Raw genomic sequence first — 23784 nt, 5'->3', positions numbered from 1 at the left:
CCGCACGCCGAACCCCGCACGACGAATCGAGACAGCATGTCCGTGCCATCCACCGCCACGCCCCCGGCCACGTCCTCGGCCACGCCCCCGCTCGACTGGGACGATCCGACCGATCTCGCGAACGCCCGCCGCGGCCGCATGGGCTCCCTGGAGCCGTGCGTGATCAAGAATGCCGAGGGGCGGGTGGTCTGGGACAACGAGCGCTGGTCGTTCCTCGCCGGCGACTGCCCCGACACCGCCGACCCGAGCCTCTGGCGACAGGGACGGCTGAATTCCCTGCACGGCCTGTTCGAGGTCGTCGAGGGCGTCTACCAGATCCGCGGCTTCGACGTCTCCAACATGACCGTCATCGAGGGCCGGGACGGTCTCGTCGTCGTCGACCCGCTGATCAGCGAGGAGTGCGCGGCGGCCGCCCTCGCCCTCTACCGCCGACACCGCGGCGACGCGCTCCCCGTCGCGGCCGTCGTCTACTCCCACAGCCACACCGACCACTTCGGCGGCGTCCGCGGCGTCACCACCGATGCCGATGTGGCGGCCGGACGGGTCAGGATCGTCGCCCCCGACGGCTTCATGGAAGAGGTGATCAGCGAGAACGTCGTCGCCGGGCCCGCTATGCTGCGCCGCGCCCAGTACATGTACGGGGTCGGCCTGCCCGCCGCCCCCGACGGCGCCATCGGCTTCGGCCTCGGCCAGGGCACCTCCAGCGGCAGCGTCGGCCTGATCCCGCCGACCGACCTGATCACCCGCACCGGCCAGGAGCTCGAACTCGGCGGCGTGCGGCTGGAGTTCCAGCTCACCCCGGGCACCGAGGCCCCGGCCGAGATGAACTTCCACCTCCCCGGCCACCAGGTCCTGCTCGTCGCCGAGAACGCCAACCACACCCTCCACAACGTCCTCACACTGCGCGGCGCCCAGGTCCGCGACGCCTCCGCCTGGGCCGGCTACCTCACCGAGACCATCAGCCTCTACGCCGACCGGTCCGACGTCCTCATCGGCTCGCACCACTGGCCGACCTGGGGCCGCGCCGAACTCCTCACCCTGCTCTCCGAGCAGCGCGACGCCTACGCCTACCTCCACGACCAGTCGGTCCGGCTCATGAACCAGGGACTGACCGGACCCGAGATCGCCGAGGAACTGGCCGAGTTCCCGCCGCAGTTGGCGGCCGCCTGGCACGCCCGCGGCTACTACGGCTCGCTCAGCCACAACTCGAAGGCCGTCTACCAGCGGTACATGGGCTGGTTCGACGGGAACCCCGCCCACCTGTGGCAGCACCCGCCCGTCGAGCAGGCCAAGCGGTACGTCGCGTTCATGGGCGGCGCGGACGCGGTCGTGAAGAAGGCGCGGGAGACGGTGGAGGCGGGTGACCTGCGGTTCGCCGCCGAGGTGCTCGGCCACGTCGTGTTCGCGGAGCCCGGCCACCAGGAGGCCCGCGAGCTGCAGGCGGACGCCTTCGAGCGCCTCGCGCACGCCTGCGAGAACGGGACCTGGCGCAACTTCTACCTCTCCGGCGCCCGCGACCTGCGCGACCACCGCGGCGAGGACGCTCGCGGATCCGGCTCCGGCAGTGGCGGGGGCATGGTGTGGGGACTCCCCGCCGATCAGCTCTTCAAGGCGCTCGCGGTACGCCTCGACGGGCCGCGCGCCGCCGCCCACCGCCTCGTCATGCGCTGGGAGTTCGGTACGGGCGAGGGTGGCCCCGCCGACGACGCCTGGACGCTGCTGCTCGCCAACGGCGTCCTCACGCCGATCCACGGCGACGCCCCCGCCGGTGAACGGCCCCGGGTGACGGTCCGCACCGAACTCGCCGTCCTCGGCGGGGTACTGGCGGGCCGGACCACGCTCACCGAGGCCGGTGCGCGGATCGAGGGTGACGCCTCCGCGCTCACCACGTTCTTCGGCCTGCTGCAGGCGCCGCGCCGCGGGTTCCCGATCGTGACGCGCTGACCCGGATCCCGTACCGACACGACACGGCGGACCTGGACGACTCGGCCGGGCCACCGTGCCGAGCGGGTGTCAGTGCGCGGCAGCCAGCCGCGCCGCGTCCCGCTCGGGGTCGGTGAGCAGTGCGGAGACGGCCGCGCCCACCACGACCAGGACGCCGATCACCAGGAACCCGTGGGAGTACCCGGCCGCCGCGCTCGACGCCGATTCGACCAGGCCGCCGAGGACGAGCGGCGCGATGATCCCGCCGAGGCTGTAGAGGGCGACGACCACGCCCATGATCGCGCCGCGCTGCCGGGCCGGCACGACGTCCGATATCGCGGCGAACGCGATGCCGTATCCGGCGCTCGTGAGCGACGCCCCGACCACCAGGAGCAGCAACTGCGCGATGCCGCGGTCGAGCAGCGCGAACCCGACCGTGCTCAGCCCGCCGACGCCCGCGAGCGCCGCCGCGAACAGGCAGCGGGCCACCCGGCTGGAGGTCCCGCGCCGCGACAGCGCCGCCGAGACGAGCCCGACCAGGACCTGGAAGAGCGCGGCGGCCGCGTACGGCAGCGCGACGAGCGTGCCGGACTGGCCGGCACTGTAGCCGAGGCCCTCGCGCAGGTAGAGCGGCAGCCAGGTGACCTTGACCGCGATGCTCCAGTACGAGGTGAAGAACAGCACCAGTAGCCCGATGACCGTGCGGGTGCCGAGCAGCGCCCTCAGCGGAACGCGCTCGGGCAGGATCGTGCCGGCCCCGGAGGCCGTCGCGCGCGCGGTGCCCATCGGCCCGTCGCCGCCGCTGAACACCCAGGTCAGCACCCAGGCGATGCCGGCCACACAGAGCACGGTGAACGGTGCGTGCCAGTCGAAGCGCAGCATCACCCAGGTCAGTGCGGGGGACGCGATCAGCGGCCCGAAGCCGGCGCCGGCCACGACGATCGACGTCGGCAGGGCCCGCTTCTCGGGCGCGTACCAGCTGTGCGTGACGGCGGTGGCCATGGCGGTCGCGGGCCCTTCGGCGAAGCCGAGCAGCACCCGGCAGGCGATGAGCAGGCCGAAGCCGATGCTGCCCGTCATGGGCGCGAGGCTGACGGCCCACAGCAGTCCGGCGCCCGCGAGCAGCCAGCGCGCCTTCACGCGTCCCATCAGCAGGCCGCCGAGCACGGAGCCGACGGCGAGCAGCCAGTAGAAGCTGCTCTGCACGAGCCCGAACTGCTCCTTGCTGAGGCCGAGTTCGTGGATCAGGTCGACACCGGCGAGGCCGATGACGACCTTGTCGGCGTAGTTGATGAGCATGAAGCAGAACAGCAGTCCCACGACGAACGCGGCTCTGCGCCTGGTGGGGACAGCCTTGACGGAGCCGCTCTGCGGCTCGGCCACGGCGGGTGCGGCGGATCGGGACATGCGTGATCTCCAGAGGGTCGCGGAACGCGCGGGGGAAGGGGTGGGGGAGAGAATTGATCGAACGTTAACTAGATGAGGTGTAGCTCACAAGAGGTCGCGCGCCGCGATCTTTTTCTCCCCGGCAATACCGGGCAAAGGGGCATCGTGCATCGGTTGCAAGTGACACCCCCTGATCGATTGTTCTAGGAAGGGGTGCTGGTCAGGGGCTATGTGGTGCACGGAAACGTGGATGCGTCCAGCATTGCGGCGGTACGATGGCGGCACGTCGCCAGTTGTACGAATGTTCAGTCACGGGGCGGACCGGGCTGGCTCAGGAGATCGGAGCATCGTGTCCACACGACCCGCAGGTCACAAGGCCATCATCGAGGCCGCCCGCGAGGAGTTCTCCGAGCAGGGGTACGGGGCGACGTCGATCCGGAACATCGCCAAGCGGGCCGGCGTCAGCCTCTCCGCGCTGTACTACTACTACAAGGGCAAGCAGGAGCTGCTCGTCGCCATCCTCGACGACGGCCTCGACGCCTACTTCGGCGCCTGCGACACCGCGCTGCAGGCGGCGGGCGACGATCCGGCCGAGCAGTTGGAGGCGCTGGTCACGGCCACGGTCCGGTTCCGCATCGAGCACCCCGTCAAGAGCAGCATCGTGCTCACCGAGGGGCGCAGCCTGGAGCCCGAGCACCTCGCCCGCTACCGCAAGAACGAGGAGCGCGGCACCCGGCAGTTCCGCGAGGTGATCGAGCGGGGGCTGGCCGACGGCGTGTTCCTGACGCCCTACCCCGACGACGCGCGGCGCACGGTCATCGCCATGTGCAACGCCATCGCGCAGTGGTACCGCCCCGACGGCGAGGTCACCCCCGACGAGCTCGTCGAGCGGTACGTGTCGCTGGCGCTGACCGTGGTGGAGTATCGGCCGCGATCAGTGCGCAGGGCCGCGCGGGGCTGACGGGCGGACCTCCGGGACCCCGACCTCGGAGCATTCTCCAAAAAACAGTCAGCGTTGTCCGTAAAGGGTTGAGAAAAACAGTCAGCGCTGTATGTTTAATGGGTCGGCGCAGACGCCGACGGTACGAACGCCCCGGAGCCGGGGCGCACAGTCGAGGAGATGTCATGTCCGCAGGGGATGCCGCGTCCGCGGGACTCGTGGAGCACACCCACCTCTTCGTCGGCGGCCGCCGGGTGGACCCGGCGGGCACGGACGTCATCGAGGTCGTCTCGCCGCACGACGGGCAGCTCGTCGGCCGCGTGCCGCACGCCTCCACCGAGGACGTGGACCGCGCGGTGGCCGCCGCCCGCGAGGCGTTCGACCACGGCCCCTGGCCGCGCATGGCCGTCGAGGAGCGCCTCGAGGTCATCGGGCGCATCACGAAGCTGATGGGCGCGCGGGCCCAGGAGTTCGCCGAGGTCATCACCCGGCAGAACGGCTCCCCGATCTCCTGGTCCGTCACCAACCAGGTGATGGGTGCCGTCGGACACTTCGCCGTCACCGCGCAGGTCGCCGCCGCCTTCCCCTTCGAGGAGGAGAAGGCGGGCATGCGCGGCGGCCCGCTGGTCGTGCGCCGCGAGCCGGTCGGTGTCGTCGCCGCGATCGTGCCGTGGAACGTGCCCCAGTTCACCGCCGCCTCCAAACTCGCCCCCGCGCTGGCCGCCGGCTGCACCGTGGTGCTCAAGCCCTCGCCCGAAACCCCGCTGGACGCCTACCTGTTCGCCGAGGTCGCCGCCGAGGCCGGGCTGCCCGACGGCGTCCTCAGCGTGCTGCCCGCCGACCGCGAGGTCAGCGAGTACCTGGTCGGCCACCCCGGCATCGACAAGGTCGCCTTCACCGGCTCCGTCGGCGCGGGCAAGCGCGTGATGGAGGTCGCCGCCCGCAACCTCACCCGCGTCACCCTCGAACTCGGCGGCAAGTCCGCCGCGATCGTGCTGCCCGACGCCGCCACCGACGACGTCGTGCGCACCGTCCTGACCGGCTCGTACCTCAACAACGGCCAGGCCTGCGTCGCCCTCACCCGCGTCCTCCTGCCGCGCGGGCGCTACGACGAACTCGCCGCGCGCATCGTCGAGGCGGTCGCCGCCCTCAAGGTCGGCGACCCCGCGGACCCGGACACCCAGGTCGGCCCGCTCGTCTCCAAGCGCCAGCAGGCCCGCAACCTCGACTACATCCGCATCGGCCGGGAGGAAGGCGCCACGCTGCTGCTCGGCGGCGGGGTGCCGAAGGGCCTGGAGGAAGGCGCGTACGTCGAGCCGACGCTCTTCGGCGACGTCACCAACTCCATGCGGATCGCCCGCGAGGAGATCTTCGGTCCGGTCGTCTGCCTGCTGCCGTACGACACCGAGGACGAGGCCGTCGCCCTCGCGAACGACTCCGACTTCGGCCTGTCCGGCGCCGTCGTCACCGCCGACGTCGAGCACGGCCTGGAGATCGCCCGCCGCATCCGCACCGGCACCTTCACCGTCAACGGATTCACCATCGACCTCACCGCGCCGTTCGGCGGCTACAAGAACTCCGGCATCGGCCGCGAGTTCGGTGCCGCGGGGCTCACCGCGTACCTGGAGCAGAAGGCCATCGCCCTGCCCGTGCCGGCCGCCTGACCGGCGGCTCGCTCCGCACTTCGCCACTTCGTTGCTTCGCCGCCGAGCCCGTCGCTGCGCGCACCCTGCGCGGCGACCGGGCCGGCCGGCGCTCAGGATCCCGACCGGTCGCCGTACCCCCGACGGCGATCGGTCGGGTGTCACCTTCCCGCCGTCACCCGTCCGTCGGCGTGCTTCGCGCCGCCACGGACCCTCCATCAGGAGTCACCATGCTCGCCGCCCTGATGACCGAACTCGGTCAGGACATGCTCGAGATCCGCGACGACGTCGAGACCATCGGCTTCGGCCCCGGCAAGGTCCGCGTCGCCATCAAGGCCACCGGCCTGTGCCAGTCCGACCTCTCCGGGATGAAGGGCATCATCCCCAACGCCACCCCCATGGTCCTCGGCCACGAGGGCGCGGGCGAGGTCCTCGAGGTCGGCGCGGGCGTCACCCACGTCAAGCCCGGCGACCGCGTCATCGTCAACTGGCGCCCCGCCTGCGGGCAGTGCGAGCACTGCCACCGCGGCGAGTCCAACCTCTGCATGGCCGGCGTCGCCGCCGTCGGCATCCCCGCCTTCCGCTCCCGCGGCACCGACTTCTACCGGTTCATGGGCGCGGGCACCTTCGCCGAAGAGGTCGTCCTGGAAGCCGGGTTCGCCGCCCCGTTCCCCGACGACGTCTCCTACGAGGCCGCCGCCCTCATCGGCTGCGGTGTCACCACGGGCCTGGGTGCCGCCATCAACTCCTGCGACGTGAAGCCCGGCGAGACCGTCGCCGTGATCGGCTGCGGCGGCGTCGGGATCAGCGCCGTCATGGGCGCCGAGGCGGCGGGCGCGGCACACGTCGTCGCCATCGACCCGGTCGCGGGCCGCCGCCGCTGGGCCCTGGACTTCGGCGCCACCGCCGCCGTCACCCCGGACGAACTGACCGACGCCGTAAGGGACTTCACCGGCGGCCTCGGCTTCGACCACGTCATCGAGGCGGTCGGCCGCCCGGCCACCGTCCGCTCCGCCTACGAGGCGGCCCGGCGCGGCGGCACCGTCTGCCTCGTCGGCGTCGGCGGCGCGCAGGACATGATGCCGGTCAACCTGCTCGAACTGTTCGCGAGCGCCAAGCGCATCGTGCCGTCCATCTACGGCGGCGACGACGTCACCCGCACCTACGGCCGCATCATCAATCTGATCCGCTCAGGACGCATCGACCTGGAATCCCTGGTCACGCACCGCCTGCCCCTCGCCGACGTCAACCAGGCCATCGACCTGATGCGCAGCGGCGAGTCCCTGCGCGTCATGCTCACCCACGACTGACCGCCCGACACCTGCTACGGCGCACCCCGGGGGTGCGCCGTAGGATTTCCGCATGTCAGAGCAGACCGAGCCCCGTCGCCGGCGCGTCCAGCAGCGCGCCCTCGACACCCGTGACCTCCTTCTCGACGCCACCGTGCGGGTGCTCGCGGAGCAGGGCTACGCCCAGTTCTCCACGCTCGCCGTCGGCGAGGCGGCCGGGGTGACGCGGGGCCGGCTCGTCCACCACTTCCCGACGAAACTCGCTCTGGTCGAGGCGACCCTCCAGCACCTGGTCGCTCGCTACCGCGAACGCGTCCCCCTGCGACTCGGGCTGATCACCGAGGGACCCGCCGAGGGACGCATCGCCCGCGCCCTCGACACCCTGTGGAGCCTGAAGCGCAGCCGCGAGTACACCGCCTGCCTGGAACTCATCGCGGGCGCCCGCGGCGACGACGAACTCCGCGACGCCCTCAGGGAGTTCGAGCGGGACCTCAACGCCGCCCTCGACGACGCCGTGCACGGCCTGGTCGGTGCGATCGCCGACCGTCCCGGCTTCGACGCCGCCCTGATGACCACCATCAGCGCCATGCGCGGCCTGCTCCTCACCGCCCGTGCCCTCGGCCTGAGCGAGGGCGACCTCGAAGGGGAGTGGTCGCGGATGCGGGAGCGGCTCGTCCTGATCTTCGAGGAGTACGACCCGGCGGGCGTGTAGCCGGCCGGGTCGTCGCGCAGTTCCAGGGCGCCGGTGAGGTAGAAGGTGCGCGAGGTGCCGTTCTTCGCGCCCCGGCACAGGCGGCGGCAGACGTCGGAGAGCGCGCGCCGGTCACGGGCCGGTCGCCCCGGAGAGGGGATGCTTCGCGCCGCACTTCGAGGCACAGATGGCTGTTCCGTCGTAAGGTGCGCATGGTTTGTCCTGTTATGGGATGCCTGGGAGCCGGTCCGGGCAGGGTGAGCTTCGGGCCTTGAGGTGAAGGGGGCGACCGATGGCGGAACGCCGACGCGGCGGGCCGAGGGCATGGCTGCGCGGGCTCGGCCGCCCCCGCCCCGCGGACGCGGCCAGCGGCGCGGTGACCGGACTCTTCTCCATCCCCGAAGGCATGGCGTACGCCGCCATCGCCGGGTTCAACCCGGTCGCCGGACTGTACGCGGGCGTCGTCCCCGCGATCGTCGGCTCGCTGACCTCCCGTACCGTCCTGATGGTCACGACGCTCACCAGCGCCATCGCCCTGACCTCGCAGAGCGTGTTGTCGGACGCCGGTCTCGACCCGAAGGACGCGGGCAACGTGGCCGTCCTGACCGTCATGGTCGGCGTCGTCATGCTGCTGATGGGCGTGCTCCGGCTCGGCGTCGTGATGAGCTTCGTGTCGAACGCCGTGATGACCGGCTTCGCCACCGGCATCGCCCTCCAGATCGTCGTCGGCGTCCTCAAGGACGCCACCGGCTACAAACCCCAGGGCGGCAACAAGCTCTACCAACTGGGCGACTGGCTCGCGCACATCGGCTCCTGGCAGGGCGCCGCGACCCTCGTCGCCGTGATCACCGTCGTCGTCTGGGCGGCGACCCGGGCCGTGCGCCGACTGGAGTCGGTGGCGCTGCTCGTGGCGATGGTCGTGGTCAGCGTCGGGGTGGGCATCGCGGGCACCGACGTGGAGCTGGTCCGGGACATCGCCCACATCCCCGGCGCCCTTCCGTCGTTCTCCGCGCCCGACCTGTCCGCGGTGCCGCACCTGATCGGCGGCGCGTTCTCCGTCGCGCTCGTCGGACTCGCCCAGGCCGCCGGCATCGCACCGTCCATGCCCAACCCCGACGGCAGCCGCTCCGACATCGACGCCGACTTCCGCTCCCAGGGATACGCGAACGTCCTCGGCGGCCTCTTCCAGGCCCTGCCCAGCGGCGGTTCGATGTCGCGCACGGGCGTCGCGGTGAGCGCCGGCGCCCGCACCCGCTGGGCGGGAGTGATCTCCGGCGTCTTCCTCGCCGTCGTCGTCCTGCTGTGCGGCTCGCTCGCCGAGCGCATCCCCATGCCCGTCATCGGCGGCCTGATCCTGGTGGTCGGCGGCGAACTGATCTGGGGCAAGCGCCGCGACATCGCCCTCGTCCTGCGGACCTCTCGGCTGTCGTCGGCGGCGATGGTCCTCACGTTCCTCGCCACGACGGGACTGCCCCTCCAGCGGGCGATCGTCATCGGAGCGGTGCTCTCCCTGCTCCTGTACTGCGTCCAGTCCGCCCGGCAGGCCAAGCTCGTCGCCCTGAGTCCGACGGCGGAAGGCGGCTGGCGCACGGGCGACGTGCCGAAGGTGCTGCCGCCGGGCGAGGTCACCGTCCTCGACTACGCGGGCACCTCGTTCTTCGCCGAACTCCCGCGGATCGAGGCCGGGTTGCCGAGCGTGGCGGGCGCGCGGGACGCGGTGCTCGTCCTCGCCGTCCGGACCCTCCCCGACGTCCCGTCATCGGCCGTCATCAAGCTTCTCGACCGCTACGCCCACGCGCTGGAGAAGGAGGGCGGCCGCCTCGTCCTGGCGGGCGCGCAGCCCGCGCTCGTCGAGGTCGTACGGGCGACGGGCCTGGGCGACCGGCTCGGCGAGGGAGGCGTCGTACCGGCGAGTCCCGAGGTGCTGGGTCCGCTGGAGAGTGCCGTCGCGGTGGGCAGGAGGTGGATCGCCGGTCGGCGGCGCGAGGCTGACGGGGCGTCGCCGCCGCAGGTCTGAGGCGATCGGCCGGTTGCCGTTGGCCGGCGCGGGCGGCCACGAGCGCCGACGGCCAGCTGGCGATCAACCGGCGGCCGGCCCTTCGTTCTCCGACCCCTCGTTCTTCGGCCTGTCGTTCTTCGGACCGTCGTTGTCCGGCCCGTCGTTCGTCGGCCTGTCGTTGTCCGGCCTGTCGTCGTTCGGCTCGCCGTTCACCGGTTCGACCCTCTCCGGCCCATCGTTGTCCGGACCGGTCAGCTCCAGCCCATCGTCCTCCAGCCCGGTCAGCTCCTGCTCGCTCCAGATCGTCTTCCCGCGGCGCCCGAAGCGCGTGCCCCAGCGCTTTGCGAGCTGGGCGATGATGCACAGGCCGCGTCCGCCCTCGTCGTGCTCCTGGGCGTGGCGCAGGTGGGGCGCGGTGCTGCTGCCGTCGGAGACCTCGCAGGAGAGGACGCGGTCGCGGATCATCCGGAGCTTGATCGGCGGAGTGCCGTAGCGGATGGCGTTGGTGACCAGTTCGCTGACGACGAGCTCCGTGGTGAAGGCGAGGTCGTCGAGGCCCCAGGCCGCCAGCTGGCGTTCGGCGAGGCGGCGCGCGGCGGGGACCACGGCCGGGTCGTCGGGCAGCGTCCATTCCGCGACGTGGTGCTCGTCGAGCCCGTGGGTCCGGGCGAGCAGCAGCACCGCGTCGTCCTCGCCCTGCTCGCGCATCAGGGCGTACACGGCGTCGTCGGACAGCTGCTGGAGCGTGCGCCCGGGATGGCGCAGCACGCGTCGCAGGGTCTGCGCGGCCGCCGCGGGACCGCCCGGTGCGGCGGCGAGTCCGTCGGTGAAGAGAGCGAGGAGGGCGCCGTCGGGAAGGACGGCGCTCGCCGACTCGTAGTCGGCGGAACCGGTGCCGAGCAGGGGGCCGACCGGGACGTCGAAGGGGACGGGCTCCCCGTCCGGCGTGACGGCCACCGGCAGCGGGTGCCCGGCGTCGGCGGCGGTGCAGGTGCGGGTCACCGGGTCGAAGACGGCGTACAGGCAGGAGGCGGTCAGCGGCTCACCGGGTTCGTGGGGCAGCGCGGCGGCGACCTCGTCCAGGGAGGCCAGCAGCTCCTCCGGCGCGAGATCGCGTACCGCGAGCGCCATCAGGGCCGTCCGGAGCTGCCCCATGGCGGCGGCGGCCTCGATGCCGCTGCCGGTGACGTCGCCGACGGTGAGTGCGACGCGGGCTCCGGAGAGCGGGATGACGTCGTACCAGTCGCCGCCCGCGCCCACGGTGCCCGGCAGGTGGAGGGGCATCGTCTCCACCGCCGTCAGGTCGGGCGGGGTGCGGGGCAGCAGGTGGCGCTGCAAGGTGGTGGCGATCGTGCGCTCACGGGCGTAGCTGCGGCAGTTGTCGATGCTGAGCGCCGTGCGCTGCGCGAGCTGCACGGCCAGGGCCAGATCCTCGTCGTCGTACGGCTCGGGATTGCGGTGCCGGTAGTGGCCGACGACTCCGAGGACGGTGCCGCGCACCGTCAGCGGTGTGACGACGAGGGAGTGCACGCCGCTGACGGGCAGGGTGTGGGCGTCTGCCGCGTCGTCGGACAGCCACGGTTCGTCGCCCGAGAGGTGGGCGACGAGGCGAGGCCGGGCGTCGAGCAGACTCTGCGTGAAGGGCGTCGGGAAGGTGAAGGAGCTGAGGCCGCCCGGCTCGACGGGACCCGCCGCCCCGGCGACCGAGCGGAACGCGACACGGCGCAGCGGCGCGTCGACGCGTACGGGCGCCCTGCCGGGACCGGTGCCCCGCAGGGCGTCGTCGAGGACGTCGACGGTCACGGTGTCGGCGAAGCGGCTCACCACCACGTCGGCGAGGGCCTCCGCGGTGGCCCGCACGTCCAGGCTGGTGCCGATCGACCGGTGGGCGTCGTGCAGGATGTCGAGCCGGCCGGTGGCCCGCCGGGTCGCGGTGACGTTCTGTACGACGGCCACGCCCCGTACGGTGCCGTCGGCGAGGCGGATCCGGAACAGCGACAACGACACCGTCATCTCGTGCCCGGGATCGTTCGGGGAGCGTCCGCGGACCAGGTGGTCCCGCACCTCCGTGGCTCCCGCCAGGACCTTTCGGGCCAGTGCGGCGAGGTCGGGGTCGTCGAAGCCTTCGGCGAACTCGCCGAGCCTGCGCCCCAGCACCGCCTCGGGACGCAGCCCCCGTACGTCGCGCGCCGCGGGGTTGTAGCGCACGACCCGCAGGTCCTCGTCGAAGACGTACAGCCCCCAGGGCGCCTGGGTGAACAGGACGTCCAGCACAGCGGCGTCGAGCTCGCTGCTGTCAGGTCCGGGCACAGGGGCACCTCGGGGCGGTCGGCGGATCGGCGCGGAGGTCGGGTGACGGGTGGACGGCGGCCAGGCGGACTGCGGCCCGCAGGGTGGGGCCCGCCCATGGGACCAGCATGCGGCAGACGCGGCGGGCCTGCAGCTCGGGCCCGTGCGGTTCAGGTGCGGTCGGCCCGTCCTGGTCGGTTCAGGGCGTGACGACGGGGAAGTCGGGGTTGAAGTCGTCGAGGAGACCGCCGAGCGTGTCGAGCAGCGTCGCGTCGCCGTCGAGCGTGATCTTCCCGGCCCGGGCGAGCCGCGCCGCCGAGGCGGGCTCGAGGAGGGCGCCGACGAGCGCCGCCTTCGACCCGCTCACCGTGAGCGGTGCGTCGGGGGAGGCGCCGCGGCGGGCGTTCAGGACGCCGCGGCGCACCCACATCGTCCAGTTCTCGTCGGCGGCGGACGGCGCGTCGGTGAAGCGGAAGTCGATCCTCAGGTCGGCGTGGGCCGCCCGGTCGCCGATCAGATGGACCGCCGCGAAGTCGAAGAGGATGCCGATCGGCATGGCGAGGATCGAGTCGGGGCTGGCCGTGGTGAAGGTGGCGGCCTGGACGCCGTCGCGCAGCTCCTTCGCGGCGGTGAGGAAGATGCCCCGCCACTGCGGGCCCTCGGCCTGGTAGCCCATCTGCTCGTAGGCGTCGGCCTGCAGCGCGCGGGCCTCGGCGTTCTCCGGCTCCGCGAACACGAGCGCGTGCAGGATCTGCGCCGCCCACCGGTAGTCGCCCTCGTCGATGGCACGACGACCCTCGGCGAGGATCCGGTCGGCCCCTACCAGGGCGACGAGACGGCGGGCCGTCTCGACCGGCGGATGCGGGTGCAGCGAGACGGGATCGCCGTCCCACATGCCGAGCTCCTTGGTGAACACGGCGCGGACGTCGTGGTGGAACGTGCCGTGGTAGCCGCGGTTGAACCACTTGCGGCCCAACTCCTCGGGCAGTTGCAGCACTTCGGCCGCTTCCAGCGGCGTGTACCCCTTGTTGGCCAGGCGCAGCGCCTGGTCGTGGATGAACTTGTACGTGTCGCGCTGCGACTCCAGGAACGCCGTCACCTCGCCGTTGCCCCACACCGGCCAGGTGTGCGGCCCGTAGTGCACCTCCGCGTCGTCGCCCCACCGCTGGAGCGTCTCGTCGAGGTAGCGGGCGAAGTTGCGGGCGTCGCGGGTGCGGGCACCGCGCAGCGTCTGGATGTTGTGCAGCGTGTGGTTGGCGTTCTCCGCGCAGGTGAGCGCCTTCAGCTGCGGGATCCAGATGTGCATCTCCTCGGGCGCCTCGGTGTCCGGCGCGTACAGGAACTCGAACTCCAGGCCGGCCAGGTCGCGCTTCGTGCCCGTCTCCGTGACCGGGTCCGTCGGCGACAGGTACGAGACGGTCACGCCGGGCGGCGTCACGAGGCCGATGCCGCAGGTGACGCACCCCGTGTCGGAGAGGTCGAGCAGACTGCCGAAGGCGTACGCGGCGCGCCGCGACATGGCGTTGCCGGCGATCACGTTCTCGCCGATGGCGTGCTTGTCGAAGGACGCGACGGTGCCCGGCGCGATGATCGGGACCCGCCCCGAGGCCACGTCCTCGGCGCTCACCACGCCCTTGACGCCGCCGTAGTGGTCGATGTGGGTGTGCGTGTAGATCACCGCGGCGACGGGCTTGTCGCTGACGTGTTCGCGGATCATCGCCATGGCCTGCGCCGCGGCCTCCACGCCTGCCATGCAGTCGATGACGACCAGGCCGCTGTCGCCCTCGACGACGGTCAGGTTCGCGATGTCGTTGCCGCGTACCTGGTGGATGCCGTCGGCGACCTTGTAGAGGCCGCCCCGCCGGATCAGCTGCGACTGCCGCCACAGACTCGGGTTCACGGTGTCGGGGGCTGCCACGTCGTCGCCGATGTAGTCGAACCGGCTCGCGTCGAAGATCACGCGGCCGTCGGCCGCGTACAGCTTGTCGGGGAGCGGGGCGACGAAGCCGACGTCGGCGTCCGTGAAGTCCTGGCGGTCGTCCATCGCGTACCGGGACGCCGCCTCCTTGTTGACGCGGGCGGTGACGGCGGTGGCCGGCTTCGGGGCGTGGGTCACGGCATGCTCCATCCCTGGATGCGTAACAACTGCACAAATACGCTAATTCTGGGCTGAAAGGTGCGCCAATCGGTCGCGTGGGTCAGCCTGGAGTGCGGGCCGGACCGCACCGCGTCCGCGCACACGCCCGCCGACCAGGGAGTTGCGCGGCCGCCTCGTCCACGGGTGGGTCCTGCCCCCGTCACCGAGCAGGCACCCCGCGTCCATGAGACGCGGCCTGTCCCGGGGCCACTTCAAGATCTACGGTGACGGAGTCCGCTCCGCCACGCCCCGATCCTTGGAGACGCCGACGTGTCCACCGCACGGACCGCACCCTCTGCCCCCGTCCCCGGCGTCGCGCTGGACGACGCCACCCGCATCGCCTCGGCCGAGGTGCTCGTCGCCTCGCCCGGCCGCAACTTCGTGACGCTGCGCCTGCGCACCGAGGACGGCGTCGAAGGACTCGGCGACGCGACCGTCAACGGACGCGAACTGGCCGTCGCCGCCTACCTCGACGACCACGTGGCGCCCCTGCTCGTCGGGCGCGACGCCCACGCGATCGAGGACACCTGGCAGTACCTGTACCGGGGCGCCTACTGGCGGCGCGGTCCCATCACCATGGCGGCGATCGCGGCCGTCGACACGGCGCTGTGGGACATCAAGGCCAAGCTCGCCGGCATGCCCCTGTACCAGTTGCTCGGCGGTCGCAGCCGCCGCGGATGCCTGGCCTACGGGCATGCGAGCGGCGCCGACACGGAGGAGCTGTTCGACTCGATACGCGCCCACCTCGACGAGGGCTACCGGGCCGTGCGGATCCAGAGCGGCATCCCGGGTCTCGGCTCCGTCTACGGCGTCGCCTCCAGCGCGAACGCCGCGGTGGGCGACGCCGGGGCCACCTCCCGCTACGACCACGAACCGGCCCGCCGCGCGCACCGTCCGGTGGAGGAGGAGTGGGACACCCGCGCCTATCTGCGGCACGCCCCGAAGGTGTTCGAGGCGGTCCGCTCCGAGTTCGGCCCCGAGCTGCCCCTCCTGCACGACGCACACCACCGCCTGACGCCCATTCAGGCCGCGCGGCTCGGCAAGGACCTGGAGCCCTACGACCTGTTCTGGCTGGAGGACGTCACCCCCGCGGAGAACACCGCGATGCTGCGCCGCGTCCGGGAGCACACGACGACGCCCCTCGCGATCGGCGAGGTCTTCAACACGATCTGGGACTACCGCGAGCTGTTCGAGGAGCAGCTCATCGACTACGTACGCTCGCCCGTCACGCACGCCGGAGGCATCACCGCGCTGCGCCGGATCCTCGACTACGCGGCCGTGTACCAGATCAAGTCCGGTGTCCACGGCCCCACGGACATCTCCCCGGTCGGTCTCGCGGCCGCCCTGCACCTGGGCGTCGCCATCCCGAACTTCGGCATCCAGGAGTACATGAAGCACGCGCGCGCCACCGACGAGGTGTTCCGTCCGGCCTACCGATTCGCGGACGGACTGCTCGTCCCCGGGGAGGAGCCCGGCCTCGGCGTCGGCTACGACGACGAGGTGGCGCGGGCGCATCCCTACGCCCCCGCCTACCTGCCGGTGAACCGGCTTCGGCTGGACGGGTCGATGCACGACTGGTGACCGGCCGCGGGGCCGGTCGTGGTGCACAATGCGGCGATGGACCTGGCGAAGACGGAACTCGCACTGCAGAGGTATCAGGACGCCGTCGCGGCGGTGGACGCGGCCCGTGCCGACCTGGAGGCGGAGGCGGCCGCCGCCCTGCGCTCCGCGGACGCGACGCCCGAGGACTGGGCGGACGTGGGGCGGCTGACGGGTTGGAGCGAGGAGGAGCTGCGGCGCCTGATCACCGCGGCGGACACGATCGACCTGCGGTAGCCGGTTCGCTCCTTTCCGAACTCTTGACCTGGATGGTCCAGACCAATAGTTTCGCGTGCACGCAAGTCCGTTGTTCCGTAGGCCACTTGCTTCCCGCCTCACAGGAATGAGCCCCGCCATGCGTTCACGCCTGCGCCGAAGACTTCTGTCCCGGGCGGCCGTCGCCGTCACGTCGCTCTCCCTCCTCGGCGCGTTCGCGCCGGCCGCCTCCGCCCACGGCGGGCACCACGACACCCCGCGCCGGGTCGGGTACTTCACCCAATGGGGTGTCTACGGCCGGGACTTCCAGGTCCAGGACCTGGAGCGCAGCGGCGCCGCCGCCCGCCTCAGCCACATCAACTACGCCTTCGGCAACATCGGCACCGACGGCAGGTGCCTCATGGGGAACGTCCCCGGAGAGTCCGACCCCTGGGCCGACTACCAGCGGCCGCTCGACGCCGAGAACTCCGTGGACGGCGTCGCGGACACCGGCACCCAGCCCCTCGCGGGCAACTTCAACCAGCTGCGCGAGCTCAAGGCCGCGCACCCCGGCCTCAAGGTGATGATCTCCCTCGGCGGCTGGTCCTGGTCCACGAACTTCTCGGACTCGGTCCGAACTCCCGCCGCCCGCAAGGCGCTCGTCTCCTCCTGCATCGACCTCTACATCAAGGGCGACCTGCCGCAGGACGGCGCGCGCGGCGGGCCGGGGGCCGCGGCCGGTGTCTTCGACGGCATCGACCTGGACTGGGAGTGGCCCGGCTCCGAGGGCGACACCGACACCGTGTACCGCCCGGAGGACAAGCAGAACTTCACCGCGCTGGTCGCGGAGTTCCGCCACCAGCTCGACGCCTACGGGCGCACGAAGCGCAAGGCCTACGAGCTCTCCGCGTTCGTGCCGACGGCCCCCGCGAAGATCGACGCAGGGTTCGAGGTCCGCAAGATCATGAAGGACTTCGACTTCGTCAACCTCCAGGGCTACGACTTCCACGTCAGCGGTGAGAGGACGACGGCCCAGCAGTCCGCCCTGTTCGCCCGCGACGACTTCAGCGTCGACGGCACGGTGGAGGCGTGGCTGCGGCGCGGAGCCCCGGCCCGCAAACTCGTCGTCGGGATGCCGTTCTACGGGCAGGGCTGGACCGGGGTCAGCGGGGGCGGCGACGGCCTGGGGCAGTCCGCGACCGGCCCCGCCCCGGCGAAGTGGGCCAACGGCTACGCGGACTACGAGGAGTTGAAGGCGCTGGCCGACTCCGGGACGTACCGGCTCCACCGCGACCGTCGCGGCGGCCACGCCTGGCTCTTCGACGGCACGACCCTGTGGACGTACGACGATCCGCAGGTCCTCGCCCGGAAGTCGGCGTACGTACGGGCGAAGGGCCTCGGCGGCGCGATGTTCTGGTCCCTGGACGGGGACACCCCCGACGGGGAACTGGTGCGGACGGTCGACCGCGCCCTCGGGCAGCGCTGAGCCGGGCACCACGGGCAGACGTGCGGGGCGGCCCCTGACCGGGCCGCCCCGCACGGGTGCGTCAGCGCACCGGGGCCGGGATCACGGGAACGACGTGATCTTGGACGGGACGGTGTCGGTGCCCGACGTCGGGGCGCCGGTGTTGTTCACGACGTGGGCGTACTGCCCCTTGCCGCCGAGCGAGATGACCTGGATGTCGTGCAGCTTGATGCCCGACTTCACCGGGACCTGGAAGCCGTGCTGCTGCACGATGCTCGGATCGGACGTGAAGTTGCAGTAACTGCCCAGGCCCCACGCCTCGTGGGTGTTCACACTGTCGGCGACCTTGTAGGCCGCGTAGCCGACGATGCCGTCGTGGGTGATGGAGGCGGCGTTGGGCGCGTCGTACGCCTTCTCGTTCTGGAAGAAGATCGTGCGGCCGCGCTCCCCGTTCCAGAGCACGTCGTACTTGTTGAAGTGCTCCACGAACAGGCCGGTGGTGAGGACGTCGTCGCCGTTCACGACGAGTCCGTAGTCGGCGCGGTTGGTCTCCCAGCCGACGCCGTCACCGTGGTCGGCCCGCCAGATCCACGTGTGGTCGACGATCACGTCGTCGCTGTTGACGACCACGGAGTTGGTGGCGAGGCCGGGGCCGGCGCCGCCGATCCGGACGAACACGTCCTGCATGGAGGTCGGGTTCGCGGCGTGGTCGGCGCTCGCGTTCGCGCCGCCGATCTGGAGCAGTGTGTCCGACTTCTTGGAGCCCGCGTCGATGAGGAAGCCCGCGAGCTTCACGCCGTCGACGTCGCCGACGTGCATCGCGTCGACGCCGTTGTCGGGGACGATGGTGGCGAGGCCGAGGCCGAGCACCACCGTGTTGGCGCGGTTGACGTTGATGGTCTGGTCGAGGTGGTAGACGCCCGGGGTGAACAGCAGGTTCAGGCCCTGGGAGAGCGCCTGGTTGATGGTGGCGGCGGTCGCGCCGGGCTTGACGACGTAGAACTGGCTCAGCGGGAGCGAGGTCCCCGCGTTGGCGGGCCAGGAGACGCCCCGCGCGTTGGTGCGCTTGGCGGGGACGAACACCTTGTAGTCATTTCCGTCCAGGTAGAGGAACGGCTTCTCGCGGGAGACGGGGGTGTTGTCGAGCGTGGTGTACGGGCCGGTGTCGAAGTTGGTCGCCGGGGCGCCCTGCACACCGGAGAACGTCATGTTCCACACGCCGTTGGTCCAGCCGCCCACCGAGCTGTCGCGGGTGTACCACTGCTGCTGCGAGTACGGGCCGACCGTGCCGTCGATCTTCGAGTCGGCGATGTACCCGCCGGATGCCCAGCCGTAGCCGTTCGGCGCGAGGTTGAGGCCGCCGGTGACGTGCATGCGGCGGAACGGCGCGGCCTGGGCGACGGCCCAGCGGTCGGTGCCGTTCACCGGATTGAGGGAGAGGTTCTCGGCGGAGCGCCAGAAGTTCTGCGTGGCGTTGCCGTTGAACCAGCCCGCGTCGACGGTGATGTCACCGTTGATCTTCGTGTCGTCGGGGTTGATGCCGAGACCGGAGATCGAGGTGTAGAAGCCGAGTTGGGCGTTGATGTTGTTGTACGTGCCCGGCTTCAGCAGGAACTGGTAGCGCTGTGAGCCGAACTGGTTCGACTCCTGCTGGGCGAAGACCTGGTCGAACTTGCCCTGCAGATTCGCCGTGCTCGGGTCCACGACGATGACGTTCGGACCGAGGTCGCCGCCGCCCTCGACGGGCGGGGTGGTGGAGCCCGACCCGGTGTGCACCGCGACCTCCCACAGCGAGTAGCCGTAGCCGGTGGCGCGGGTGGTGCCGTGGACGCGCAGATAGCGGCCCGTGCCGCTGACGTCGTACGAGGCCTGGCCGCCGGTGCCTGCGGTGACGTCCTTCAGGGTCGTCCAGCTCTGGCCGTCCGCGGAGGCCTGGATTTTGAAGGCCTTGGCGTACGCGGCCTCCCAGTTCAGGTCCACCTTGCAGATGCCCTGCGACGAACCGAGGTCGACCTGGACCCACTGCGGATCGGCCGCGGCACTGGACCAGCGGGTGCCGGTGTCACCGTCGAAGGCGGCCGAGGCCGGGGTGCCGGCGTTCTCCGTGGAGGACGCGGTCGCCGGGCGGCCCTTGGCGGCGTTCGAGGTCGAGCAGTCATCGGCGGGCGGCGTGCTCCCGGAGCTGCCGAACACCTGGAACTCCCAGAGGGAGTAGCCGTACGGGGTGGCGCGGGTGACGCCGGTCATGCGGACGTACCGGCCCTGGCCGGAGACGTCGAGGGTGTCGGTGCCGCCGTCGGAGCCGGTGACCGACTTCAGGTCGGACCAGGTGCTCCCGTTGTCGGAGACCTGGATCTTGTAGTCCTTCGCGTAGGCGGCCTCCCAGTTGAGGACGACCTTGCTGAGCGTCGCCGACGCACCGAGGTCGACCTGGAGCCACTGGGTGTCGGTGGCGGCGGACGACCAGCGGGTGCCGGTGTCGCCGTCGACGGCGTACGCCGCGGGCGTTCCGCCGTTCTCGGTGGAGGAGGCGGTGGCGGTTCTGCCCTGGGAGAGCGGCGTCTCGGCGGCGGCTGCCGTCGAGGTCTGGGCGGGGATGGTCAGCAGCGCCGCCGCCGTGGCGAGCGCGATCCCCACGGATCTGAGTCTCATGCGTGTCACTCCGTGCGGGGTGAGGGAGAAGGCGGCCCCGAGAAGCCCCGAGAAACCCCGAGAAGCCCCAAGGCGGCCTTCACCAAGTGAGCGCACGTCTGGACCGACGGGCGCTGTGGAGCGCACCCCTGCCATGCGCGGAAGGGGTGAACGGCTAAGTGATACGGCTTAGTTCGAGCTTTGATTTAAGGGTCGAGGCAACTGTTCGGCAAGCCCTCGGGAGCGACTTCTTTTCACGCCTCGAACATACGGATCACCTCAACTCCGGTGTCCGGCCCGCTCACCAGCCCAGATCCCACGACCGGGCATCGGTGTTCACTCTCGTGTTGTCAGAAAGTGGAGGCGAGCCGAGGACGCCACGGCCGCCTGCTGAGACACTCGGCCTGCACGGCAAGGGCTTCCCGTCCGAGCCCTCGATCCCTTCCACCCCATGAGGACCGACTGACATGCTCGACCGCGATGAAGCCGAGCGCAGAGCAGCGCAGTTCCTGGCCGAGCAGAGCCGCGACTGGGGGATGTCGTCCAACGTACGCATCATCCCGGAGTACTGCTTCGTCGACGAGGGGACGTTCGTCGCGCCCTACGATCACGTCGAGTACCTGGACCAGGGCGTCGAGGACATGCAGCTCGGAGGGAACCTCCCTGTCGCAGTGGACCTGTCGACCGGGGTGTGCCGCTTCATCGAGTGGGACGAAGCGCACGATCTGATGGAGCGTGACCTCCTCTGACGGGGAGCGGCGGAGCCGCCGGCGCCCGAGCACGAATCCCGGAGCCGCAGCCGGTCGGGACGGCGCAATCGCCCCTGCCCGCGCGGTCGGCGGAGTGCCATGCTGGCAACCTGCGCGCGGCACATGCGCGGTGAGCGGCACGGTTGCCTGCACCTGTTGTTCCGGGAGGCACGGTCATGTCGTTGCAGATCCTCCTGGGCTCTCGGCCCAGGTACCGGCGGCGGCGCTGCGTCGTCGCGATCGTCGCCGCCATGGCGATCTCGCTGCCGGCGGCCGGGTGTTCCGACGGGGGAGACCGGGCGGACAGCGACGACACCTTCGTGTACCTGTCCAGCAGGGGGCTGGTGACCGAGTGGGACCCGGCGCGCTCCTACTCCGACGAAGTGGTGGCGCTGTCGAACACGTACGAGACCCTCACCCGGTACAACGCCCGGTCCGGCAGGACCGAGGGAGTGCTCGCGACCCGGTGGACGTCGTCCAAGGACCGCCGGACCTGGACGTTCACCCTGCGGGACAACGTACGATTCCACTCCGGACGCCCGCTGACCGCGCAGGCGGTGAAGGCGTCCATCGACCGCACCATGCGGCTGAAGGCCAGCGCCTCGTACGTGTGGGACCCGGTGCGGAGAATCACCCCGATCGGCAAGCGGCAGGTCCGCTTCGAGCTGTCCCGCCCGGCACCGCTGGACATCATCGCCTCCGCCACGTACGCGGCCTGGATCTACGAAGTCTCCGACGCCAAGGGCTATTACAGGGCCAACGCCCGCGGCACCGGCCCGTACACGGTCACCTCGTGGAACCCGAGCAGCGAGAACGAAGTGCAGCTGACCGCCTTCAAGGACTACTGGGGCGGCTGGCGCACGGACCAGTACAAGAACGTGGTGTTCCAGGCGGTGCCCCAGGCGTCCACGGAGGCACAGCTCATGCGCTCGGGTGAGGGGACCTACACCGGTGGGATGCCGCCGCAACTCCTGGACACGCTGCGCGGCCGGCCGGACCTCCGCGTGCACGAACGGCCTTCGTGGCAGACCCTGATCGGCCTGATGAACACGCAGAAGAAGCCCTTGGACGACATCCGGGTGCGCCAGGCGGTCGCGAACGCGCTCGACTACCAGGAGCTCATCAAAGCGAGCAGGGGCGCCCTCGTCGCCTCCGACGGCGTCATCCCCAGGGGCATGTTCGGACACACCACCACGCTGGACCTGCCGGGTGACCAGGACCGCGCCCGGAAGCTGCTCAAGGCGGCCGGGTACGGCCCGGGCAGCGGCCGGACGATCACGCTGGAGATGACCTACCCCGCGGGCGAGGACACCGTCCGCACCCTCGGCGACCTGATGAAGGCACAGCTGCGCCCGTTCGGCATCGACCTGAAGGTCGAGGGCCTGGCCTGGGCGTCGGCGCAGTGGCCGCGTGCCAAGAAGAAGGACGTGAACGAGCGACAGGACATCTTCGTCATGTGGTGGTGGCCGGACGACCCCGAACCGTTGTCGTACTTCCGCAACGTGTTCCGCACGGAGAAGGAGATCTCCTACAACCTCGCCTACTACTCCAACCCCGAGCTCGACCGGCTCATCGACTCGGTCGGCGCGCTCACCGCGACGGACCCGGACGAAGCCGCGCGGACCTACCGCACGATGCAGGAGATCATCATCAGGGACGCGCCGCAGCTCTTCCTCGGCACCAACACCTATCAGCGGGTTCTGGCCGGCGACGTGAAGGGCTTCGTCGACAACCCGGCGTACGCGAACGTCGTGTTCGTCCACGACCTCACCCACCGCTGAACGGGGGTGGACATGAAGCGCGCCCGCACCGGCCGCGGTCTGCCGATGATCCGCTACGCGGCGCGCCGTTCGGTGCTCTCGGCCCTGGTCGCCTTCGGGGTGGTGGTGCTGACGTACCTGATCGCACGGGTGGTGCCCAGCGACCCCGCGGGTGTCTGGGCGGGGCCACGGGCATCGGCCGTGGAACGGGCGAGGGTCCGCGCCGAGCTGGGTCTCGACCGTCCCGTCGCCGAGCAGATCGTCTCGTACGTGACCGGGGTGTCGCGCGGCGACTGGGGCCTTTCGGTCCTCACCCACCGTCCCGTCCTCTCCGATCTGCTCACGCGGCTGCCCAACACGCTGCAGCTGGTGCTCGGCGGAATGGTCATCGGGCTCGCCGTCGGCATCCCCGCAGGCCTGTTCGCCGCACGATGGCACGGGGGGACCGTCGACCGGCTGGTGCGGTCCGGCGCGCTGCTGAGCGCCGCGATCCCCACGTTCTGGCTGGCGCTGCTCCTGCAGACGCTCATCGCGAGCCGGCTCGATCTGCTGCCGATCGCCGGCAGTTACGACCGTGCCGTGATGGTCGCGCATCCGGTGACCACGGTCACCGGCCTGCCCCTGCTCGACGCCGTACTCACCGGGAACGGGGCGGCGGCGACCGATCTCTTCGACCACCTGTTGCTGCCGGCACTCGTGGTGGCCTCCTATCCCGCGGCCGTCCTCGCGCGCATGGTCCGGGCGAGCATCCTGGACGCCGTCGGCGAACCGCACATCCAGATGGTGCGCGCGCTCGGCTTCCCCGAGCGGGTCGTCCTCGGCCGCTTCGCCCTGCGGCTCGCCTGGAACCCGGTGCTCCAGCTCACCGCGCTGATCTTCGGGTACTCGCTGGTCAACACCTTCCTGGTGGAGGCGGTGTTCGACTATCCGGGGCTCGGCCGGTACGCGGCCGACGCGGTGAAGTCCCTGGACGTGCCGGCCGTCGTCGGGGTGACGCTCCTGGTCGCCCTGCTCTACCTCGCCGCGAACCTGGCCGTCGACCTGGCACAGGCCGCCCTCGACCCGCGCGTCGCGCTGCGGTGAGCCGA

General features: G+C 71.3%; 16 protein-coding genes. 12 read left to right on the top strand and 4 right to left on the bottom strand.

Annotated features, from left to right (window positions below; translation table 11 throughout):
* Nucleotides 1-36: 36 nt before the first annotated feature.
* Nucleotides 37-1944 carry an alkyl/aryl-sulfatase gene (locus RBJ77_RS16455; RefSeq protein WP_372345709.1) on the top strand — a complete coding sequence of 636 codons (1908 nt, stop codon included), beginning with the start codon at nt 37-39 and terminating at the stop codon, nt 1942-1944.
* 69 nt (nt 1945-2013) lie between these two features.
* Here the strand turns inward: RBJ77_RS16455 and RBJ77_RS16450 are convergent, their stop codons facing one another.
* Nucleotides 2014-3330 carry an MFS transporter gene (locus RBJ77_RS16450; protein WP_372345708.1) on the bottom strand — a complete coding sequence of 439 codons (1317 nt, stop codon included), beginning with the start codon at nt 3328-3330 and terminating at the stop codon, nt 2014-2016.
* A 328-nt stretch (nt 3331-3658) separates the two neighbouring features.
* Here RBJ77_RS16450 and RBJ77_RS16445 point away from each other — a divergent pair, with 328 nt between their 5' ends.
* From RBJ77_RS16445 to RBJ77_RS16425, 5 genes are all read left to right on the top strand, one after another.
* Nucleotides 3659-4270, top strand: coding sequence for a TetR/AcrR family transcriptional regulator (locus RBJ77_RS16445; RefSeq protein WP_372345707.1), 612 nt, complete (start codon nt 3659-3661; stop codon nt 4268-4270).
* 164 nt (nt 4271-4434) lie between these two features.
* Nucleotides 4435-5913 carry an aldehyde dehydrogenase gene (locus RBJ77_RS16440; RefSeq protein WP_372345706.1) on the top strand — a complete coding sequence of 493 codons (1479 nt, stop codon included), beginning with the start codon at nt 4435-4437 and terminating at the stop codon, nt 5911-5913.
* A 209-nt stretch (nt 5914-6122) separates the two neighbouring features.
* Nucleotides 6123-7202, top strand: coding sequence for a Zn-dependent alcohol dehydrogenase (locus tag RBJ77_RS16435; RefSeq protein ID WP_372345705.1), 1080 nt, complete (start codon nt 6123-6125; stop codon nt 7200-7202).
* A gap of 52 nt (nt 7203-7254) precedes the next feature.
* Complete coding sequence (locus RBJ77_RS16430) at nt 7255-7893, top strand: TetR/AcrR family transcriptional regulator (protein WP_372345704.1); 639 nt, start codon at nt 7255-7257, stop codon at nt 7891-7893.
* A 271-nt stretch (nt 7894-8164) separates the two neighbouring features.
* Nucleotides 8165-9889, top strand: coding sequence for a SulP family inorganic anion transporter (locus RBJ77_RS16425; RefSeq protein ID WP_372345703.1), 1725 nt, complete (start codon nt 8165-8167; stop codon nt 9887-9889).
* 63 nt (nt 9890-9952) lie between these two features.
* Here the strand turns inward: RBJ77_RS16425 and RBJ77_RS16420 are convergent, their stop codons facing one another.
* A complete protein-coding gene (locus tag RBJ77_RS16420; RefSeq protein WP_372345702.1) occupies nt 9953-12181 on the bottom strand; it encodes a SpoIIE family protein phosphatase in 2229 nt (742 codons plus the stop codon).
* A gap of 178 nt (nt 12182-12359) precedes the next feature.
* Nucleotides 12360-14276, bottom strand: coding sequence for an alkyl/aryl-sulfatase (locus RBJ77_RS16415; RefSeq protein WP_372345701.1), 1917 nt, complete (start codon nt 14274-14276; stop codon nt 12360-12362).
* A gap of 339 nt (nt 14277-14615) precedes the next feature.
* Between RBJ77_RS16415 and manD the strand changes: the two genes are divergently transcribed.
* From manD to RBJ77_RS16400, 3 genes are all read left to right on the top strand, one after another.
* Entirely contained in the window at nt 14616-15878 is a 1263-nt protein-coding gene (gene manD, locus RBJ77_RS16410) for a D-mannonate dehydratase ManD (RefSeq protein WP_372345768.1), read from the top strand.
* A 36-nt stretch (nt 15879-15914) separates the two neighbouring features.
* Entirely contained in the window at nt 15915-16133 is a 219-nt protein-coding gene (locus tag RBJ77_RS16405; RefSeq protein WP_372345700.1) for a hypothetical protein, read from the top strand.
* A 118-nt stretch (nt 16134-16251) separates the two neighbouring features.
* Nucleotides 16252-17577 (top strand): glycoside hydrolase family 18 protein, encoded by a 1326-nt coding sequence (locus RBJ77_RS16400; RefSeq protein ID WP_372345699.1) that lies wholly within the window; start codon nt 16252-16254, stop codon nt 17575-17577.
* Between the two features lie 81 nt (nt 17578-17658).
* On the opposite strand, the gene RBJ77_RS16395 is transcribed toward RBJ77_RS16400, so the two are convergent.
* Complete coding sequence (locus RBJ77_RS16395; RefSeq protein ID WP_372345698.1) at nt 17659-20208, bottom strand: discoidin domain-containing protein; 2550 nt, start codon at nt 20206-20208, stop codon at nt 17659-17661.
* 446 nt (nt 20209-20654) lie between these two features.
* On the opposite strand from RBJ77_RS16395, the gene RBJ77_RS16390 reads away from it, so the two are divergent.
* The 3 genes from RBJ77_RS16390 to RBJ77_RS16380 all read left to right on the top strand — a co-directional run bounded on the left by RBJ77_RS16390 (nt 20655) and on the right by RBJ77_RS16380 (nt 23779).
* On the top strand, nt 20655-20936 hold the full coding sequence (locus RBJ77_RS16390; protein ID WP_372345697.1) for a hypothetical protein: 282 nt from the start codon (nt 20655-20657) through the stop codon (nt 20934-20936).
* Nucleotides 20937-21112: 176 nt separating this feature from the next.
* Nucleotides 21113-22717, top strand: a complete 1605-nt coding sequence (locus tag RBJ77_RS16385; RefSeq protein WP_372345696.1) for an ABC transporter substrate-binding protein — start codon at nt 21113-21115, stop codon at nt 22715-22717.
* A 12-nt stretch (nt 22718-22729) separates the two neighbouring features.
* Nucleotides 22730-23779, top strand: coding sequence for an ABC transporter permease (locus RBJ77_RS16380; RefSeq protein WP_372345695.1), 1050 nt, complete (start codon nt 22730-22732; stop codon nt 23777-23779).
* Nucleotides 23780-23784 lie beyond the last annotated feature (5 nt).

Origin of the sequence: Streptomyces sp. KL116D, assembly GCF_030766975.1 — a bacterium.
GTDB classification, from domain to species: domain Bacteria; phylum Actinomycetota; class Actinomycetes; order Streptomycetales; family Streptomycetaceae; genus Streptomyces; species Streptomyces longispororuber_A.
This window is presented reverse-complemented; position numbering and strand designations above follow the sequence as displayed.

Bases quoted from the DNA above. Each gene is read 5' to 3' on its own strand.
- RBJ77_RS16455 (WP_372345709.1), top strand. From the start codon at position 37: ATGTCCGTGCCATCCACCGCCACGCCCCCGGCCACGTCCTCGGCCACG.
- RBJ77_RS16450 (WP_372345708.1), bottom strand. From the start codon at position 3,330: ATGTCCCGATCCGCCGCACCCGCCGTGGCCGAGCCGCAGAGCGGCTCC.
- RBJ77_RS16440 (WP_372345706.1), top strand. From the start codon at position 4,435: ATGTCCGCAGGGGATGCCGCGTCCGCGGGACTCGTGGAGCACACCCAC.
- RBJ77_RS16435 (WP_372345705.1), top strand. From the start codon at position 6,123: ATGCTCGCCGCCCTGATGACCGAACTCGGTCAGGACATGCTCGAGATC.
- RBJ77_RS16430 (WP_372345704.1), top strand. From the start codon at position 7,255: ATGTCAGAGCAGACCGAGCCCCGTCGCCGGCGCGTCCAGCAGCGCGCC.
- RBJ77_RS16425 (WP_372345703.1), top strand. From the start codon at position 8,165: ATGGCGGAACGCCGACGCGGCGGGCCGAGGGCATGGCTGCGCGGGCTC.
- RBJ77_RS16405 (WP_372345700.1), top strand. From the start codon at position 15,915: ATGGACCTGGCGAAGACGGAACTCGCACTGCAGAGGTATCAGGACGCC.
- RBJ77_RS16400 (WP_372345699.1), top strand. From the start codon at position 16,252: ATGCGTTCACGCCTGCGCCGAAGACTTCTGTCCCGGGCGGCCGTCGCC.
- RBJ77_RS16395 (WP_372345698.1), bottom strand. From the start codon at position 20,208: ATGAGACTCAGATCCGTGGGGATCGCGCTCGCCACGGCGGCGGCGCTG.
- RBJ77_RS16390 (WP_372345697.1), top strand. From the start codon at position 20,655: ATGCTCGACCGCGATGAAGCCGAGCGCAGAGCAGCGCAGTTCCTGGCC.
- RBJ77_RS16385 (WP_372345696.1), top strand. From the start codon at position 21,113: ATGTCGTTGCAGATCCTCCTGGGCTCTCGGCCCAGGTACCGGCGGCGG.
- RBJ77_RS16380 (WP_372345695.1), top strand. From the start codon at position 22,730: ATGAAGCGCGCCCGCACCGGCCGCGGTCTGCCGATGATCCGCTACGCG.